Origin of the sequence: Octadecabacter arcticus 238, assembly GCF_000155735.2 — a bacterium.
Taxonomy (GTDB): domain Bacteria; phylum Pseudomonadota; class Alphaproteobacteria; order Rhodobacterales; family Rhodobacteraceae; genus Octadecabacter; species Octadecabacter arcticus.
In genome coordinates this window covers 2337974-2355727 of sequence record NC_020908.1, presented here as the reverse complement: position 1 = coordinate 2355727, position 17754 = coordinate 2337974, and the positions used below count along the sequence as shown (strand labels likewise).

The 17754-nt window shown below is 56.8% G+C and carries 14 protein-coding genes; 3 read left to right on the top strand and 11 right to left on the bottom strand.

Annotated features, from left to right (window positions below; translation table 11 throughout):
* Positions 1-226: 226 nt before the first annotated feature.
* Positions 227-3898, top strand: a complete 3672-nt coding sequence (locus OA238_RS12225; protein ID WP_015495405.1) for a vitamin B12-dependent ribonucleotide reductase — start codon at positions 227-229, stop codon at positions 3896-3898.
* Between the two features lie 290 nt (positions 3899-4188).
* On the opposite strand, the gene OA238_RS12220 is transcribed toward OA238_RS12225, so the two are convergent.
* Entirely contained in the window at positions 4189-4608 is a 420-nt protein-coding gene (locus OA238_RS12220; RefSeq protein ID WP_015495404.1) for a cupin domain-containing protein, read from the bottom strand.
* A 59-nt stretch (positions 4609-4667) separates the two neighbouring features.
* Between OA238_RS12220 and OA238_RS12215 the strand changes: the two genes are divergently transcribed.
* A complete protein-coding gene (locus OA238_RS12215; RefSeq protein ID WP_015495403.1) occupies positions 4668-5729 on the top strand; it encodes an NAD(P)/FAD-dependent oxidoreductase in 1062 nt (353 codons plus the stop codon).
* A 59-nt stretch (positions 5730-5788) separates the two neighbouring features.
* Here OA238_RS12215 and eno read toward each other — a convergent pair whose 3' ends face one another.
* From eno to tyrS, 6 genes are all read right to left on the bottom strand, one after another.
* Positions 5789-7063 carry a phosphopyruvate hydratase gene (gene eno, locus OA238_RS12210; RefSeq protein ID WP_015495402.1) on the bottom strand — a complete coding sequence of 425 codons (1275 nt, stop codon included), beginning with the start codon at positions 7061-7063 and terminating at the stop codon, positions 5789-5791.
* A 69-nt stretch (positions 7064-7132) separates the two neighbouring features.
* Positions 7133-8023 carry a DMT family transporter gene (locus OA238_RS12205; protein ID WP_015495401.1) on the bottom strand — a complete coding sequence of 297 codons (891 nt, stop codon included), beginning with the start codon at positions 8021-8023 and terminating at the stop codon, positions 7133-7135.
* Positions 8024-8206: 183 nt separating this feature from the next.
* Positions 8207-8620, bottom strand: coding sequence for a Fur family transcriptional regulator (locus OA238_RS12200; RefSeq protein WP_015495400.1), 414 nt, complete (start codon positions 8618-8620; stop codon positions 8207-8209).
* Positions 8621-8712: 92 nt separating this feature from the next.
* Positions 8713-9519 (bottom strand): GNAT family N-acetyltransferase, encoded by an 807-nt coding sequence (locus tag OA238_RS12195; protein WP_015495399.1) that lies wholly within the window; start codon positions 9517-9519, stop codon positions 8713-8715.
* A 61-nt stretch (positions 9520-9580) separates the two neighbouring features.
* Positions 9581-10648: an IS630 family transposase gene (locus OA238_RS12190; RefSeq protein ID WP_015495398.1), complete on the bottom strand. Its 1068-nt coding sequence runs from the start codon at positions 10646-10648 to the stop codon at positions 9581-9583.
* Positions 10649-10885: 237 nt separating this feature from the next.
* Positions 10886-12139, bottom strand: coding sequence for a tyrosine--tRNA ligase (tyrS, locus tag OA238_RS12185; RefSeq protein WP_015495397.1), 1254 nt, complete (start codon positions 12137-12139; stop codon positions 10886-10888).
* A gap of 63 nt (positions 12140-12202) precedes the next feature.
* Here tyrS and OA238_RS12180 point away from each other — a divergent pair, with 63 nt between their 5' ends.
* Complete coding sequence (locus tag OA238_RS12180) at positions 12203-13303, top strand: anhydro-N-acetylmuramic acid kinase (protein ID WP_015495396.1); 1101 nt, start codon at positions 12203-12205, stop codon at positions 13301-13303.
* Between the two features lie 29 nt (positions 13304-13332).
* On the opposite strand, the gene OA238_RS12175 is transcribed toward OA238_RS12180, so the two are convergent.
* The 4 genes from OA238_RS12175 to OA238_RS12160 all read right to left on the bottom strand — a co-directional run bounded on the left by OA238_RS12175 (position 13333) and on the right by OA238_RS12160 (position 17738).
* The gene (locus tag OA238_RS12175; RefSeq protein ID WP_015495395.1) at positions 13333-14904 is read right to left on the bottom strand and encodes a trimethylamine methyltransferase family protein; all 1572 of its coding nucleotides are present in this window, start codon (positions 14902-14904) and stop codon (positions 13333-13335) included.
* A gap of 285 nt (positions 14905-15189) precedes the next feature.
* Positions 15190-16002 carry an isocitrate lyase/PEP mutase family protein gene (locus tag OA238_RS12170; protein WP_015495394.1) on the bottom strand — a complete coding sequence of 271 codons (813 nt, stop codon included), beginning with the start codon at positions 16000-16002 and terminating at the stop codon, positions 15190-15192.
* Positions 16003-16110: 108 nt separating this feature from the next.
* The gene (locus OA238_RS12165) at positions 16111-17283 is read right to left on the bottom strand and encodes a pyridoxal phosphate-dependent aminotransferase (RefSeq protein WP_015495393.1); all 1173 of its coding nucleotides are present in this window, start codon (positions 17281-17283) and stop codon (positions 16111-16113) included.
* A 104-nt stretch (positions 17284-17387) separates the two neighbouring features.
* Complete coding sequence (locus OA238_RS12160) at positions 17388-17738, bottom strand: MmcQ/YjbR family DNA-binding protein (protein WP_015495392.1); 351 nt, start codon at positions 17736-17738, stop codon at positions 17388-17390.
* Positions 17739-17754 lie beyond the last annotated feature (16 nt).

Genomic DNA, 17754 nt, shown 5'->3' with positions numbered 1-17754 from the left:
ACGACAAAATATAGAGTGTCGCGCACGGCGTGGGACAGGTTTCGGGAGATAGGGTGCTGAACAGTATCTTTGGCTTGAAAGTGACCCCTTCAATTGGGGGCCACAGATCTTTGTTTTGCACGTTTTGAAGTCTCAATCAGCGCACTAACTATTGATCCAGAACGGGTCGATGAGGGACAAGAGGGCCGCAACGTCGGACCCCATATAAAACAGAGGCGAGTGCACGATGAAGATTGAACGCAGTTTCACAAAATCCGGACAAGACGCATTTGCGGAGGTGCCGTTCAAGGCCGCCACATCCGAGATTAGAAACCCTGACGGAACCATCGTTTTCAAACTTGAAAACTGTCAAATACCTATAGGCTGGTCACAAGTCGCGTCAGATGTTATCGCGCAGAAGTATTTCCGCAAAGCGGGCGTGCCATCTGAAACCGTGCGGGTCGCTGAAAAGGGCGTGCCAGAGTTTCTGTGGCGGTCCGTTCCCGCCGAGGGCGCGCAGATGTCCGGCGAGATTTCGGCCAAGCAGGTGTTTGATCGTCTTGCCGGCGCATGGACCTATTGGGGCTGGAAGGGTGGTTATTTCACCACCGAAGAAGACGCTCAAACCTATTTCGATGAGATGCGCTATATGTTGGCGACGCAGCGCGCAGCACCAAATTCACCACAATGGTTCAACACAGGTCTGCACTGGGCCTACGGCATTGATGGTCCTGCACAGGGACACCACTATGTCGATTACAAAACCGGCAAGCTGACCGCGTCGAAGTCATCTTATGAGCATCCGCAACCGCATGCCTGTTTCATCCAATCGGTCAAAGATGATCTGGTCAATGAGGGCGGGATCATGGACCTTTGGGTCCGCGAAGCACGCCTGTTCAAATACGGGTCCGGGACTGGCACTAACTTTTCCTCGCTGCGTGCGTCAGGCGAGAGCCTGTCAGGGGGCGGTAAGTCGTCCGGCCTGATGGGGTTCCTGAAGATCGGTGATCGTGCAGCAGGCGCGATCAAATCCGGTGGTACAACGCGGCGCGCAGCGAAGATGGTGATCGTGGATGCCGACCACCCCGATATTGAGGAATTCATCAACTGGAAGGTGCTTGAGGAACAAAAAGTCGCGTCCATCGTTGCGGGTTCCAAGATGCACGAACAAAAGCTCAACCTGATTTTTGATGCGATCCGCACTTGGGATGGCAAAGCCGACGACGCCTACGATCCAAAGGTGAACCCGGCGTTGAAAGACGCGGTGCGCGAAGCCAAAAAGGTTTGTATTCCGGAAACCTACGTCAAACGCGTGCTGGATTATGCCCGCCAAGGTCATACGGCCATCGAATTCCCGACCTACGACACAGATTGGGATTCCGAGGCGTATAATTCCGTGAGCGGTCAGAACTCCAACAACTCGATCCGCGTAACGGATGCGTTTTTGAAGGCTGTAGAAGACGACGCCAACTGGAAACTTATCAACCGCAAGAACGGCGAAGTCGCCAAGGTCATCAAAGCCCGCGATTTGTGGGAACAGGTTGGCCACGCGGCATGGGCCTGCGCCGATCCAGGCATCCAGTACCACGACACAGTCAACGCTTGGCATACTTGCCCGGAAGATGGCGCGATCCGTGGGTCCAACCCGTGTTCCGAATACATGTTCCTTGACGACACGGCCTGTAACCTTGCGTCAATGAACCTGCTGAAGTTCTTCAAGGACGGCGAATTCCAAGTCGAAGACTACATGCACGCGTCCCGTTTGTGGACCGTAACACTCGAGATTTCTGTCATGATGGCACAGTTCCCGTCCAAGGAAATCGCGCAGCGCTCGTTTGACTTCCGCACGCTGGGTCTTGGCTATGCCAACATCGGCGGCTTGTTGATGAACATGGGCTTTGGCTACGATTCCGATGAAGGCCGCAGCATGGCTGGCGCGCTGACGGCGATCATGACCGGTGTGTCATACGCGACATCCGCTGAAATCGCAGGGGAGCTGGGCGCGTTTTCAGGCTATGGGCGCAACAAAGATCACATGCTCAAGGTTATTCGCAATCACCGCAATGCCGCGTACGGCGCATCCGACGGGTATGAAAAGCTCGACATCAAACCAGTTCCGCTGGATCACGCAAATTGCCCCGATGCCCGCCTGATCGACATCGCGATGTCGACGTGGGACGAAGCGTTGCGTCTTGGCGAAAAGCATGGATACCGCAACGCCCAAGTGTCGGTGATCGCGCCCACAGGCACCATCGGTCTGGTGATGGATTGCGACACGACGGGAATCGAGCCTGACTTTGCGCTGGTGAAGTTCAAGAAGCTTGCCGGCGGCGGGTATTTCAAGATCATCAACCAATCGGTGCCAGCGGCTTTGGCTAAACTAGGCTATTCCACATCCCAAGCCGAAGAAATTCAGGCCTATGCAGTCGGTCACGGCACATTGGGCAACGCACCGGGCATCAACCACACCGCATTGATCGGTCATGGGTTTGGTCCGGCCGAGATTGAAAAGATCGAAGAGGCACTGCCATCCGCCTTCGACATCCGGTTTGTGTTCAACCAATGGACGCTGGGTGAAGATTTCTGCACGAAGGTTTTGGGCATTCCAGCCGACAAACTGAACGATCCGACGTTTGATCTGTTGAAATCATTGGGTTTTTCCAAGGAGGACGCCGATCTGGCTAATGACCACGTTTGTGGTACGATGACGCTGGAAGGTGCGCCGCACCTGAAAGAAGAACATTACGTTGTGTTCGATTGCGCCAATCCGTGTGGCAAAACGGGCAAGCGCTACCTGTCTGTCAACAGCCACATCTACATGATGGCCGCGGCACAGTCGTTCATCTCCGGTGCGATTTCCAAGACGATCAACATGGCGAACAACGCCACGATCGAAGACTGCCAAAAGGCTTATGAATTGTCTTGGTCTTTGGGCATCAAGGCGAACGCGCTGTACCGCGACGGATCTAAACTGTCACAGCCTTTGGCCGCAGCCTTGATCGAGGATGACGAAGAAGCAGCTGATATCCTTGAGAACGGCAATATCCACGCCAAGGCGCAGGTCATTGCCGAAAAGATCATCGAAAAGGTCGTCATCAAAGAGATCATCAAAAGCCACCGCGAAAAGATGCCGCAGCGTCGCAAGGGCTACACCCAGAAAGCCAACGTCGGCGGTCATAAGGTGTATCTGCGCACAGGCGAATATGAGGACGGCAACCTCGGTGAGATTTTCATCGACATGCACAAGGAAGGCGCTGGTTTCCGCGCCATGATGAACAACTTCGCCATCGCGGTGTCGGTTGGTCTGCAATACGGCGTGCCGCTGGAAGAATTCGTCGATGCCTTCACGTTCACCAAATTTGAACCTGCGGGCATGGTTCAGGGCAACGACAGCATCAAGAACGCGACGTCGATCCTTGACTATATCTTCCGTGAATTGGCTGTTTCTTACCTCGATCGCACCGATCTGGCACACGTCAAACCAGAAGGCGCGACATTCGACAGTCTTGGTCGCGGCGAAGAAGAAGGCGTGTCCAACATTCAGGAAATGTCGGACAGTGCGGCCTCGCGGTCTTTAGAAGTTCTCAAGCAGATCAGCTCAACAGGTTATTTGCGCAAGCGCGTGCCAAACGATCTGTACGTGTTGCAAGGCGGAGCGGGTGCGGTGGCATTCGGTGGCGGTGATGCGGCGGTCGCACTTGAAACCATGATACCAGCGGTTGCTGTGGGTGGTGGAATGGCAAAAGCCACGACAACAACAGCAATCGCATCCGGTGCCATCGGTATAACGGCGCGGGATAAGGCGAAGATGCAAGGCTATGAAGGCGAAGCCTGCGGCGAATGCGGCAACTACACACTTGTGCGCAACGGCACCTGCATGAAGTGTAATACCTGTGGTGGAACGTCAGGCTGTAGCTAAAAAGGTTCGGGGCGGCATTTGAATATTGCAATACGATGTACGATGCCGCCTTGACGAAACGCCTGAGGGCGTTTCATCGGAGACGTTCAGGCCGCAGGCAGAATACCGGGCGGTACATTAAAATGAGCTTGGACGACGAAACTAAGCGGGGGCTTCGGTCCCCGCTTTTTTTTGGGGTCGTTTCGATCGAATTTGCATCCCAAATCCGATTGAGGGTTGCCAGCCCCCGTCCTGCGCACTCCACCCCGGGATATTTTTGAAGCATAGACGCGGCAAGCAAGGGCTAGACGTTAAGGGATTTTGAAATCCGGTTCGGCGAGGGTGAAGCCGTCAAATGAGAAACCGGGGCTGACAGTGCAGCTGACCAACGTCCAATCGCCCGTGGTACGGGCGGCCTGCCAAGCGTCTTTTGGAACGATACCTTGTGGGCGATCACCCGTTAAAATGTCCGGGCCGAGGCGGTGGTCAGTCTTGGGGCCGAAGTCTGTTTCAGATACGCTCAATATGAGGGGCGCGCCGGCGTGATAGTGCCAGATTTCGACGGCATCAACGCGGTGCCAGTGGCTTGCCATGCCCGATTTAAGCAGAAAGTAGATGCAGGTTCCCGTTGCGCGACCATCGGAGGTCGTGTCGGCCCAGGTTTGGCGATAAAAACCGCCCTCAGGGTGGGGCGCGAGATACAGGGCATCGATGATGTCTTGAGCTGTCATGTCTACAAGTTAGGCTTTGAATCAGGAAAGACCACGAGAAAAATTACAAGGGGAACACCATGAAAGTGATCGTTGTCGGCGCGGGGATTATTGGGGCGTCAATTGCGTGGCATCTGTCCCAGCGTGGAGCCGAGGTTGTCGTGATTGATGGCGGCGCTGCTGGCGCCAGTTCGCAGTCGTTCGGTTGGATCAACGCGAGCTTTTACGCCGATGCCGCGCATCACCGTCTGCGGGTTGCGGGAATTGCGGCGTATGGGCGGCTTATGGCAGTGCAACCCGATCTGGCGGTACAGATGTCAGGGGCACTTTGGTGGGAAGAGCAAGGCACTGCGTTGCAAAAGATGAAGGCGGATTTGGCGGCCCTTGGCTATCCGGTTGCGCATCTAAGCCACCGCGAGGCGCAGGCGTTGGAGCCTGACGTTCGCGGGTTGCCCAGTGATATATTGCAGTTTCCTGACGAAGGCGCAGCGGACGCAGGCGCGGTGGCCGCCGCGTTGCTGACGGCTTCGGGCGCGCAGGTTGTGTCGGGCGTTCAGGTGCTTGGCATTGCCCAGAACGCCGGGACGGTTTGCGGGGTTGAGACGACAGTCGGGCGGATCGAAGCGCCGCGTGTTGTGGTTGCGGCGGGCACGGGATCGCCCGACGTTTTATCCAGTGTTGCGGTCAAATTGCCGATGCTGGTGCGCCCCGGTGTATTTGTGACGACAAAGCCGGTTGCTGTGAAAATTGCGCATGTTTTGGTGACGCCGCACGGCGAAGTGCGCCAGTTGCCAGATGGTCGGATATTGGCGTCAGCGGTTGCCAACCACCAAGGCGATAACGCAACAGACGTGACGGAACGGCCAGAAGACATCGCGGCACGGGTGTTGCGCTGGCTGGACCCGATGGTGGCGGGTGCAACGCTGGACTGGGACCGTGTAGCGCTGGCCTATCGGCCGATGCCCGCAGACGGTTTACCTGTAATCGGGGCCGCGGGACCGACGGGCCTGCACATTGCGGTGATGCATTCGGGTGTGACCTTGGCGGCGATTGCGGGTGAGGCTGTGGCGGCTGAGGTCTTGGGGCAGGGTGCGGAGTATCACGCGCTGTTGGCCCCGTACCGTCCCGATCGATTCCAGTAGGCGGCATAAATGGCAAAAGGCCCCCACGAATGGGGGCCCAATCTGTTGTTGTGCAAGAATTAGCGCAGGATTGAACGGCCTGCAAAAATAGCGGTTTCGCCCAACATTTCTTCGATACGGATCAGCTGGTTATATTTCGCGAGCCTGTCGGAACGGGCCAATGAACCAGTTTTGATCTGACCGCAGTTTGTGGCAACGGCGAGGTCGGCAATCGTTGCGTCTTCAGTTTCACCGGAGCGGTGCGACATCACATTGGTGAAGCGCGCGCGGTGCGCCATGTCGACCGCCGTAAGAGTTTCGGTCAACGTGCCGATCTGGTTCACTTTCACCAGCATTGAATTGGCAGACTTTTGTTCGATGCCCATGGCGAGACGGGCAGGGTTGGTCACGAACAAATCATCACCAACCAGCTGGATTTTATCACCAAGGCGTTGGGTCAGGGCGTTCCAACCGTCCCAATCGTCTTCGGACATACCGTCTTCGATAGAGATAATTGGATAGTCGTTCACCAGCGCTTCGAGGTAGTCGACATTTTCCGCGGAAGTCAGGGATTTGCCTTCGCCCTTCATCTCATACTTGCCACCCTTGTAGTATTCCGTCGCGGCGCAATCGAGTGCGAGGTAGATGTCCTCACCTGGTTTGTAGCCAGCCTTTTCAATGGATTTTAAAATGAAATCAAGTGCGTCACGGGTGGAGCTGATGTTGGGCGCGAAGCCGCCTTCGTCACCGATACCTGTGGACAGGCCCGCGGCTGTCAATTCACCCTTGAGGGTGTGGAACACCTCAGATCCCATGCGCACCGCGTCGCGAATGTTTGTCGCAGACACCGGCATGATCATGAATTCTTGAATATCGATAGGGTTATCAGCGTGTTCGCCACCGTTGATGATGTTCATCATTGGCACGGGCAAGACCCGCGCAGACGTGCCGCCAATATAGCGAAACAGCGGCTGACCCATGTAATCTGCTGCAGCTTTGGCCACGGCGAGAGACACGCTGAGGATCGCGTTTGCCCCCAGACGGCCCTTGTTGTCGGTGCCGTCCAGTTCGATCATCGCCATGTCGATGGCGACTTGTTCGGTGGCGTCAAAGCCCACAATGGTGTCAGCGATCTCACCGTTCACGGAGTCGACTGCTTGCAGCACGCCTTTTCCCATATAGCGCGACTTGTCGCCATCCCGCTTTTCAACCGCTTCGTGAACACCTGTGGACGCGCCCGATGGCACCGCCGCACGGCCCATTGTGCCGTCTTCTAGCGTGACGTCGACTTCTACCGTTGGGTTGCCCCGACTGTCGAGGATTTCGCGGGCGTGGATGTCGATGATCGTGCTCATGGGTTATTCCTTTGGCGAATATTTATCAGGGTGAGCGGTGTTAGCGCAAACAATGGGATGATACCAAACCTATAGCGGCTCAGCTGCGGCTTGGGAAGTGCGCCGCGCGCGGGCTTCGCGGATGAAAGTGAACAATCCCGCGGCGATGACGATGGCGACGCCGATCAGCGTCATGGCGTCGGGGCGTTCGTTCAAAATGACCATGCCAAGGACTAGTGCGAACAACATCCGCGTGTAGCGAAACATCGAAATGAACGCAGCATCGCCCGCACGGGTCGCGGCAACAATGCTGAGATAGGCCGCCAATGCGACCGCGACGCACCCCACAAGGGTCGCGCTGTCTAAAGCTGACATTGCCACAATCGTTTCGCCGTTTAGCCAGCACAGGGCCAAACCAGCGGGGACCAACAAAAGAAAGGCATGCAAGGACAGGTGCGCGCCAGAGATCGGGACTATGATCGAACGGGTTGCCAGATCGCGCCCCGCAAGGCCCAGCATCCCGCCAACGCCTATCAGGATCGCGACTGATACGCCGTCCAGCCCGGGACGGATGATTATCAGAACCCCGACAAAACCCACAAGGATCGCAGTCCACCGTTTCCAGCCAACAGATTGCCCCAAAAACACCGCGCCACCCATAGCGACCACCAGTGGTGTGGCTTGGATGATTGCCGACAGCATCGTCACGTCAAGCCGCAAAAGGGCGCTGATGAACAACATCGTGCCCGCAACCTCAAAGAACCCGCGCAGCCAGACGCGTCGGTTCAGGTGGGCAGCTACGAACACCGGTTGGCCCTTGGCGATAAACCAAAGTGCAAATGCCAGTGCGCCACCCGCGCCAATAACGGAGATGATCTGGCCACCCGGGATGCGCGCGCCCAAGGTTTTGATCAACACGTCTTCGATTGCAAACGCCAGCATCGAAAACGTCATAAACGCCGCTCCGCGGAGGTTTTCCATACTAGCTGTCCTTAATGTGGGGGCTGTGCCTGAACCGTTCAATTCTGGTGGTACGCTTGTGCCAATTGGAGAGCAAGGGTATTGAGTTAAAACGGTTTTTAGTTTCGTGTTTGCGGCCAAATCGTTCGCCGCACCAACTGCATGCGCCGCACAATCAACCGATTGACGCGTCGCGGTGCCGTTCTAGTCGGGCTTTTTTGGCACACCGTATAATTCCAATCGGTGACCCTTCAGCTCAAATCCGAGCTTGTCGGCGATGCGTTCTTGCAAGGCTTCAATTTCGGCATCGATGAACTCGATCACTTCGCCCGATTGCAGATCAATCAGGTGGTCATGATGTTCACGATCCGCCGTTTCATAGCGTGCGCGGCCGTCGCCGAAGTCATGTTTTTCCAGAATGCCGGATTCTTCGAACAATTTGACCGTGCGGTAGACCGTTGCCAATGAAATGCGCGGGTCGGCTGCTGACGCACGGTTGTACAGCTCTTCTACATCTGGGTGGTCATCTGACGCCTCAAGCACACCCGCGATGGTGCGGCGCTGTTCAGTGAGGCGCAGGCCAATAGCCTCGCAGCGGGAAAGGATGGTGTCGGTCATGGCGGTCTCTTGGCTGGTCTGGAACAATGTCGGGCCGTCAGTGTTTATCTGTTACGGCATCAACGTCGTGGAGGCCAGTGGGGCATACGGGTTTACAGGCCCAGAAACGCGATCCAAGTGCCGCCAAGCTTGCGCACGTGCGCGCCTGTGCGCAGTTTAAACCGCGCGAGGGGCGCTGCATGGTCGGTTTCGACCAATCCGAGATCGAAAGTTTTATGGCCTAAAGTGGCAAGGCGGTTTGCGCTGTGGGACAGCAGTAGATTGTGGGCGTGGCAGATGCGGCCCTGCGCGCTGGTCCATGCAGTTTGATAGGTGGCAGTTGGTCCGTGACGCAGAACCAGAATGGCGGCGATTAACAGACCTTTGTCGTAGGCTTCAAAAATCAACGCACAGTTAGGGGCGATACTGGCAAATATCGCGAGAAGGGCTGTCGGCAACGGCTTGTATCGCCGCCTTTGTGCCAGTGCATCGGCGTGGGTAAAAAGCGGGTGCGGCGCGCCGTCCCACGCTACCTCACGAATGCGCAGATTGCAGGCTTCGGCTTTGCGCAATTGATTGCGCCATTTTGGATGCATGGCAGTCCGGCGATCTTTCGCACTGGGGCTCAGGTCCCACTGCGCCATGTGCGCCGGGGTAATGATCTGGCGAAAACCAGCAGCTTTGTAGATTTGAGGACGATCATGTTCCGCGTTGAAGACGCGCAATCCGTCGCTGCGAAGATCGCGCATGTGGTCGGTGTTTAGCGGTCCGCGTGATGTGAAACCGATCCGCCCCAGTGGTCCGAAATGCCGGTTGAGGATGACAGGGTCATCGCACGAGACCTGCGCCCCGAACGCCGTCAACGCACGGGCAAACGCGCTCGATTGTTGCAGGGGAAGGGGAAGGGTGGCAGCTGTCATTGCGCCATTAACCCCATGTTTATCTATACTCCCGCGCCTGAATTGACCTGAGGTTTTCCCCTCAAATCACTTTGTATTCCTTGAGCGATATGACGCGGAAGTTGTCGGTGACGGTGTCGCGGAACTCTGGCCATTTTTCTGGCAGGGTCTTGCGGAAGAAGTCGAAAATGGCCTCTGTGAATTGGTTGAACGTTGCATAGTGCCGATTGTGGGTGACCCATTTGTGCATAACACCCCAAAGACGCTCGATCGGGTTGAGGTGCGGGGCATATGCTGGCAAGAAATGCAACTTCACCCGACGTTCTGGGCTGTCCAGCCATGGCTGTAGTATCTTGGCATGATGATAGCGGGCATTGTCGACAAAGACGTGGATGGCCGTCTTGGTTTGGTTGTTGCGTTCCAACTTTTCCAGCATCTGTCGGGTTGTCTGGGCATTGATCTTCTCGCCTTCCACAAAGGTGACCTGGAAAGTCTCAAGGTCAAGCGCGCCCTGAATGTTGAGCCGCTTGCGCCCTGATGTCGCCTTCAGGGCCGTCTTTTGTCCCTTGGGGAACCAACCATGGGCGGGGCGGCTCTGGTGTTCGGGGTGGACAGCGTCCGAAAAGACAACCATCTCATCTGCGGCCAACCCGTTCATCAGGGCCTCATATTTGGCAATAAACGCAGCCTGCTTGGCTTCATCGGCCTGTGCAGGCAGCAATTGTGGTTTCTTATACGCGAACCCCAGGCGGCGCATCAGCTTGGCGGCTCCCGACGTGCTGTAGTTTTGGTCGCACTCGGCTAGAACATAGGCACAGACCTCATCGGCATTGCGGGCAGGCTGCGCGGTGAAATGGGCTCTCACCACCTGCTCTTGCACGACGGACAAATGACCCTGACGCTGGCTGTAGTCCTTCAGACCGAAAAACGATAGTCCCGCACCGGCAAAGGCAAATCGCCACTCCGTCAAAACTGTCGGGCCAATATCCAAAATCCGGCAAACCGTTCCGGCGTCTTCTCCTGCGTCCAAAAGAAGAAACGCGCGCGCCCGTTTCCAAACAAGGGCGTCAACTTTGCGGCGGCGGCAAAGCGCTTCAAGTGCTATGCGCTGTTCGTCGGATAAGGAGACTGTTTTGTATTGCTTGATCATAAACTCAAAATACAGACTGAACCGCCTTTGGCCATGCGACGAAGTGAATCGCAGGCCCAAAATCGTCAGGTCAATTCAGGCGCAGGAGTATAAGAGAGGGTTAATGACGCAATAAATGAGTATTTGAGTGTGCGCATGAAACATCTGCCAGATATCCCAGCGCCGCGGCTCACGCCGCTTGCAGCGGCTTGCGTGGCGCTGGTGATCGCGCTGATTGGTGGCGCGGTGTTGGCGCTGTTAACCTAGCTGAACAAGCGCGTGGCGCTTTTTGCCCGCACTTAGTTTTATCGGCGTTGCAAGGTCGGCTGCGTCAATCATCAGGCCGGCATCGGTCAATATATCGTCGTTCATTTTGGCACCACCCTCCGAAATCAGTCTTTTGGCTTCTTTGCCGCTGCCAGCCAGCCCGGATTTTACGATGAGCTGCACAATCGAAATACCGCTCGCCACGTCAGACGTGGCCAAAGTCAGCGTTGGGAGATCATCGCCGACGCCACCCTTCTCGAACACTTCTTTCGCAGTTTTTTCAGCAGCTTGCGCGGCATCTGTTCCATGAAGAAGGGCTGTGACTTCGTTGGCGAGGATGATCTTGGCCTCGTTGATTTCAACCCCTTCAAGCGCGCCAAGGCGGTCACATTCCTCAACCGGAAGTTCCGTATAAAGCTTGAGGAAACGACCCACATCTGCGTCCGTGGTGTTGCGCCAGAACTGCCAGAATTCATAAGAACTGAGTATTTCGTCGTTTAACCAGATTGCACCAGACAGGGATTTGCCCATCTTTTTACCGTCGCTGGTGGTCAAAAGTGGCGATGTCAGGCCGAAAATCTGGTGGTCCAAAACGCGACGCGTCAGGTCGATACCGTTGACGATATTGCCCCATTGATCGCTGCCACCCATCTGCAATTTGCAGCCGTAGCGACGGTTCAATTCCAAGAAATCGTAGGCTTGCAGGATCATGTAGTTGAATTCAAGGAAACTAAGACTCTGTTCGCGATCCAGTCGCGACTTCACGGATTCGAAACTCAGCATCCGGTTCACCGAAAAATGCTTGCCGATGTCGCGCAGAAAATCGAGGTAGTTCAGCCCGTCCAGCCATTTGGCATTGTTCAACATCAGCGCGCTGTTGGCGGCACCCGTATCGTAGTCAATGTAGGCCGCAAAAACCTTTTTGATGCCCGAAATGTTGTCGTCGATCTGATCTGCCGTCAGCAAAGGGCGTTCATCGGCGCGAAACGACGGATCGCCGACTTTTGTAGTGCCGCCGCCCATTAGCGTAATCGGTTGGTGGCCGGTCTTTTGCAACCAGCGCAGCATCATGATCTGAATCAACGATCCCACGTGCAGCGACTTCGCCGTCGCATCAAAACCGATGTAGGCGGGCACCACGCCTGCGGCAAATGCCTCATCCAGACCTTGATAGTCCGTACAATCGGCTAGGAACCCGCGTTCGATCATCACGCGGATAAAATCTGATTTGGGATGATACGTCATGACTTGTTGCCTCGGATGCTTTCGGGCCATGCTATAGGGGGCAGTCGTGCCGAGGGGAAGAGCATGTTGAAAGATCAGGTGGTGCGTGTCGTTGGTGCCATGTCTGGCACATCGCTGGACGGTGTCGATGCCGCCGAGATCGTGACGGATGGACATGTGATTTTCGAGTTTGGAAACACCGCGTTTCGCCCCTACACGCAGGCCCAAGTGACTGTCTTGCGCGCGGCACTTGGTAAGTGGCCAGAAGATGAGATCGCGGATGTTTTCGAGCTGATTGAAACGGTCCATGCGCAGGTTCTAACCGGTTTCGCCGACGCCGATTTGGTCGGCTTTCATGGTCAGACTTTGGCCCACGATCCAAAGGGGCGTGGCACGCATCAGGCGGGTGATGGGAGCGTTTTGGCCAATGTTCTGGACAAAACTGTGGTCTGGGATTTTCGCAGTACTGACGTGCAAATGGGTGGTGAGGGCGCGCCTCTGGCGCCGTTTTATCACTTCGCGCTTGTCAAAAAGATGGGGGTGACGGATCCGATTGTTATTCTGAACTTGGGCGGTGTTGGCAATATCACTTGGATTGACCCCAGTCTGCCATTGCCGCACAGCGACGGGGCTTTGCTGGCGTTTGATACAGGGCCGGCCAACGCACCGATCAATGATTTGATGCAGGCGCGGTTGGGGCAGTCGTTTGATCTGGATGGAAAATTGGCGGCCAAGGGAACGGTTGATCAAGGCATCGTTGATCAATTTTTGCAGCACCCGTTTTTCTTTCGGATGCCGCCAAAGTCGCTGGACCGCGATGCATTTGCGGGCCTTTCCGACGCTGTCGCAGACCTGTCGGACGCGGACGCCGCCGCAACTTTGACCATGGCCTGCGCCGCGTCTGTCGCGCAGGGATTGCAAGCCTGCACCAGCGCGCCGTCACGCATGTTCGTGACGGGTGGCGGGCGGCGCAACCCAACGCTGATGCGGATGATCGCAGACGCATGCTCCGTTCCCGTTGCCCCTATTGAAGACGCAGGATTTGACGGCGACATGCTGGAAGCGCAGGCGTTTGCCTATCTTGCCGTGCGCGTCGCCAAAGGCTTGCCGACCAGCGCGTCAGGCACCACGGGTGTGCGCGCTGCTGTTGGCGGTGGAACCGTTTCGCGTCCGTCGAAAAGCTAAGTATTTAAGACCCAAATCCACACCTCACATCACGCGGGGAGATGGATTTTGAAACGTGCACGGATGGTCGCATCCAACTCTGGATCAAACCGCGCGGCGGACCTTGTGGCCAAAATCGCTTCTTTTCGCGCGATGGTCTGTTCGATCAGGTTGGGGCGGTCTTTTTCAACCCATTCTTTCGGGCTCATCCGGTTGCCAAGCGCGGGATAGACGCAATCGCGTTCCATGTGACTTAGCGTTCGATCCGTGCCGAGGTAATGGCCCACGCCCGGCTTGTCCGGCCCGCCCATGCAAACTTCGCGCATTTGATCCAGTGCAAGTGTTTCGTCGTCCACCTCAATGCCGCGTACACAACGCAGGGCTTGGCCGATGAGATCATCTGAAAGGATCAGGCTTTCGTGGCAAAATCCGAGCAGAGAGGCATGCATGCCTGCGGCCTCATAAACCATGTTCAGCCCGCTCAACCCCGCCATGACGTTGGAACACATTTGTTCCCATCCGGCCTGCATGTCTGGCATTTTAGAATCGCTGGCGCCACCCGCCGCCCCACCCGGAACGCCGTAGAATGCGTGCATCTGTGCGCAGCCCGCGGACAACAGCGCCTGTTCACCGGAGCCGACTGTCATTGAACCCGTGCGCAAATCCAACCCGAACGGCCAAGTTCCGAACACGGCCGGATGACCGGGTTTCATGGCGTTGACGTAAACAACCCCCGCGAGGCATTCAGCCACCGCTTGCACGATTGCGCCCGCAATGGTTGAGGGCGCTGTTGCACCTGACATGCCAGCCGACAGTAACAGGATGGGCATGCCGCCACGAATACAAATCTCCATCGCTTCGCAGGATTCGGTTGCGAACTTCATTGGTGGGACGACAAAGCAGTTGGACATCGAAACAAACGGACGGTCGCGATATTTCGCCTCTCCGCCTGCGATCGCGTAGGCCATTTGAAGACATTCGGCGGCGTGGCTTGGGTCAGAAATGGACGTGCCGACATGTTTAGTCGTGCCAGCGCAGCACGCATAGATCGTGTTGAGATCCATTTCGAGGTTGTCAGCAATATCGCGCGCAACCATTGGGCGTTGCAGGAAGTGGACGTTATCCAATGTGTCAGTGATCCGCGCGGCATCATGCAGGTCTTGCAGTGTGCTTTCGCGAAAATCGTTGCCCGCCACATCAACCATATTTACTGCCGCACCTGCTGTGCCGTAATGCACGCGTTGGCCGCTCAGATCGAGGTCATGTACCGGATCGCGACCACAGAGCGTCAGGTCTTTGCAAGAGAGGGCAAGCATGTCTTCGACCAAGGCACGCGGAAAACGGATGCGACCGTCGCTCCCTTGAATGGCGCCTGCGCCAGTTAGAATCGCAACGCCTGAGGGCGGCGCGTCCGCGAGGCCGATGGTTTCCAGCGCGGTCAGCGCGGCCTCGTGGATCTTCAAGACATCTGCGTCTGACAGTGGTTTATATTTGCCCCCTGTCATGCCCGCGCGCACTGGGCGCATGGAGTCTGATAATTTGGATGATCGCGCGGCATGGCGGGCGGCGCGGCCACCACTGCGATTGGTACGGGCAATTCGGTTCGGGGTTTCGTCATTCATGGGTCTAGCCTTTGTCTGTAGGAAAATGGGGTTCTCTACAGTGTGGCGGGGCGTCCACGCGCCGCGCGACCTCGCCGCGCACCGATCGTCAAATTGACGCGGACGGCGTTGGCTGTTGCTGTCTTTGTTTTTTGATCCATGACCAAATTTCCGACGTCACGGACTCGCAATCTATCATCTTTGCGACGTTTGGTCGTTTTTGAGCTATTGTAGCGTCATTTGCGCGTTCGGACTGGCGATTTAACGCGGTCTAAGAATGAAATAAGATCTGCAGCGGGAAGACCTTTAGGTCAGCAAGGCGTCGATCGTATCGCCCGAAATGGACAGACCAAGTCGCGAAAAACTGCCATCTTGGGGCCCGTTGTCAAACATTTCAGCCGCGGCGTCGTACAAGACACGGTGGGTGGCGCGCGCCAACGCAGACCCAAGTGAAAGCCGTGCAGCCCCCATGGCCGCAAAAGAGCGCTGATTTTCTGCTGTATAAATCGGCCCCGCCACAAGGACATTCACGGGGGCGGTGACAGCGGCGCAAATACGCGCGACATCTTGGGTGGTCTTGGGGATCGGGGCATACAGACAATCAGCGCCCGCGGCTTCAAACCCTTGCAGGCGCGCGATGGCTTCTTCAATGTCATAGGCACCTGTCATGATACCATCCGCACGCGCGGTCAGCACAAAGTCATTCGGCAAAGCGCGCGCAGCCGAGACGGCGGCTTTGATACGCTCAATGGCGAAGGCGCGCGCGTAGGCGTCGGGACTGGGCAATTTGATGTCTTCGATGCAGATGCCCGCAAGACCATCCTCACCCGCCAGTCGGACCGTTTCGGCGACGGTGTCAGGATCATCGCCCCAGCCGTTTTCAAAATCACCTTGTACCGGCAGGCCTGTGGCCGCCACGAGGTCCTCTGCGTGGGCCAGCGCCTCGTCGCGCGACACGCCAAGCCCGTCGGGGCGACCCAAGGTGAAAGCATGTGCCGCAGATGACGTCGCAATGGCCTGTGCGCCCATGGATTTCAGGACCCGCGCAGAGCCGATGTCCCATGCATTTGCCAGAATGAAAGGCTGGCCGGGTTTGTGCAGGTCGCGAAACGTTGTCATCTTCATGTCCTTTTTAGCATTGAAATTGCATATCGCAAATTAGAATGAAAAACGCGGACCAGCCGAGGTGCTCAGAATCCCACAGGATATTGATATCGCAAAGACGGGCTAAGCGGCTTTCAGGGCTGCGAAATCCAGTAGAGTTTTCAGCGCAGATGTGTAAGTGTCGTCGTCGATGGTCATGGCAACGCGGATGTGGCCTGCAGCAGCAATGCCGAAGCTTTCGCCCGGCATGGTGGCAATCGAGTGCGTGTTGAGCAAGTCGTTTGCGAATCCTTCGCCTGTCAAACCTGTCGCGCGGATGTCGAGCATCGCATACATCGCGCCCTGTATCGGACTGCCTTTGACGATGTTCTGTTTGGCCAACAAAGATTCGGTGATGAGGCGGCGGCGCGCAAAGGGTGCGCTGACTTCATCCTCAAGCGCTACGCCTTCGCCCAGCGCAAATTCAGCGCCGTCTTGGATGTAGCCCGCAACGCCGTAGGTCGTGTGGGTGGCAAGGTTGATAAGGTGCTCGATGATGTCGCTCGGCGCGCAGATCCAGCCGATGCGGCTGCCGGTCATGGCGTGGCTTTTGGACATCGACCCGACGACCAGCGTGCGTTCGGCCATGTCGGGCAGGGCGCGAGGGCTGATGTGATCGCCCTCCCAGAGTTGCGTGTCATAGACTTCATCCGAAATCAGCCACAGGTCATGTTCGACGCAGGTGTCTGCAATCTCCTGTAGTGTGGCGCGGGAATAGACCGCACCGGTCGGGTTGTTGGGGGTGTTGATCAGCAGGCTTTTGGCACCCTTCGCATGTTTTGCGATATCGACGGCGCGAGGTTGAAAGCCGTGGTCTGGATAGGCTGGGATCGCCTGTGGCGTCGCACCAATCCCGCGGATCGTTCCGGGGTAGGTGGCGTAAAACGGGTCGATATAAAGTGCGACATCGCCTTCGTCGCATACGGCTGTGTGGGCTGCGAACAGGGCAGCTTGTCCGCCGGGGGTGATCAGTATGTTTGCTGGTGTCGTCGGCACGCCAGTGCGCGATTGAATGCGGTTTGCGACGGCTTGGCGCAACGCTTGGGTGCCGGGGACTGCGGCGTATCCAGTGTGCCCGCCCGTCGCACTCGCGTGCATCGCATCCAGAATACTGGGGTGCGTTGGGATGTCATGTTCCCCGATGGTGAGTTCGATAACGGGCTGACCAGCGGATTTCATGGCGCGCGCGCGATAAAAGACGTCCCAGCCATCAGAGCCGCCGGGTGTGAGATGTGTGATGCGTTTTGAAAGTTTCATGGGCGCAAGTGACCAGCGGACTTGTTCGGTGTCAATCAGGATTTAGTGCAGTTGCGATGCGGCCCCGACGAGACGATCGGGTCAGGTAGGTCTGAACGAGGCCTTCATTGCGGCGGATTGGATTCCAGCGTACCGCGCAGCTTCGCTGTTAGCGAGGCGCGGATGATAGCGAGCGAGATTTCAATGCGATGGCGCAGCTCTGCCTCGTCCGTATCCAAGGGCACAAACACCCACGAGCGGTGAAAATACGGCGCCCTGGGCCAGCCGAACATATCTTCGAGATGCAGGGCGTCTTGCACCGTGGCGCATTTCACAGCAACGCCGCCGCCCATAGAGCCAATACTGGCAAACATTTTGCCGCCAATTTTCCATGTGTCATGGCCGCCGCCCCATGGGTCGGTGAGTTCGGCGGATGGCATGGATTTGCAGATGGCATTGACTGTTGCGCGGATCATCGGGCCATGATGGCGT

What these genes read in the sequence shown, in the direction of transcription:
- OA238_RS12160 (WP_015495392.1), bottom strand. Translation starts at nt 17,738, where the DNA reads ATGATCCGCGCAACAGTCAATGCCATCTGCAAATCCATGCCATCCGCC.
- OA238_RS12200 (WP_015495400.1), bottom strand. Translation starts at nt 8,620, where the DNA reads ATGACCGACACCATCCTTTCCCGCTGCGAGGCTATTGGCCTGCGCCTC.
- OA238_RS12180 (WP_015495396.1), top strand. Translation starts at nt 12,203, where the DNA reads ATGTTGAAAGATCAGGTGGTGCGTGTCGTTGGTGCCATGTCTGGCACA.
- OA238_RS12195 (WP_015495399.1), bottom strand. Translation starts at nt 9,519, where the DNA reads ATGACAGCTGCCACCCTTCCCCTTCCCCTGCAACAATCGAGCGCGTTT.
- OA238_RS12220 (WP_015495404.1), bottom strand. Translation starts at nt 4,608, where the DNA reads ATGACAGCTCAAGACATCATCGATGCCCTGTATCTCGCGCCCCACCCT.
- OA238_RS12165 (WP_015495393.1), bottom strand. Translation starts at nt 17,283, where the DNA reads ATGAAACTTTCAAAACGCATCACACATCTCACACCCGGCGGCTCTGAT.
- OA238_RS12225 (WP_015495405.1), top strand. Translation starts at nt 227, where the DNA reads ATGAAGATTGAACGCAGTTTCACAAAATCCGGACAAGACGCATTTGCG.
- OA238_RS12190 (WP_015495398.1), bottom strand. Translation starts at nt 10,648, where the DNA reads ATGATCAAGCAATACAAAACAGTCTCCTTATCCGACGAACAGCGCATA.
- OA238_RS12175 (WP_015495395.1), bottom strand. Translation starts at nt 14,904, where the DNA reads ATGAATGACGAAACCCCGAACCGAATTGCCCGTACCAATCGCAGTGGT.
- tyrS (WP_015495397.1), bottom strand. Translation starts at nt 12,139, where the DNA reads ATGACGTATCATCCCAAATCAGATTTTATCCGCGTGATGATCGAACGC.
- OA238_RS12205 (WP_015495401.1), bottom strand. Translation starts at nt 8,023, where the DNA reads ATGGAAAACCTCCGCGGAGCGGCGTTTATGACGTTTTCGATGCTGGCG.
- OA238_RS12170 (WP_015495394.1), bottom strand. Translation starts at nt 16,002, where the DNA reads ATGACAACGTTTCGCGACCTGCACAAACCCGGCCAGCCTTTCATTCTG.
- OA238_RS12215 (WP_015495403.1), top strand. Translation starts at nt 4,668, where the DNA reads ATGAAAGTGATCGTTGTCGGCGCGGGGATTATTGGGGCGTCAATTGCG.
- eno (WP_015495402.1), bottom strand. Translation starts at nt 7,063, where the DNA reads ATGAGCACGATCATCGACATCCACGCCCGCGAAATCCTCGACAGTCGG.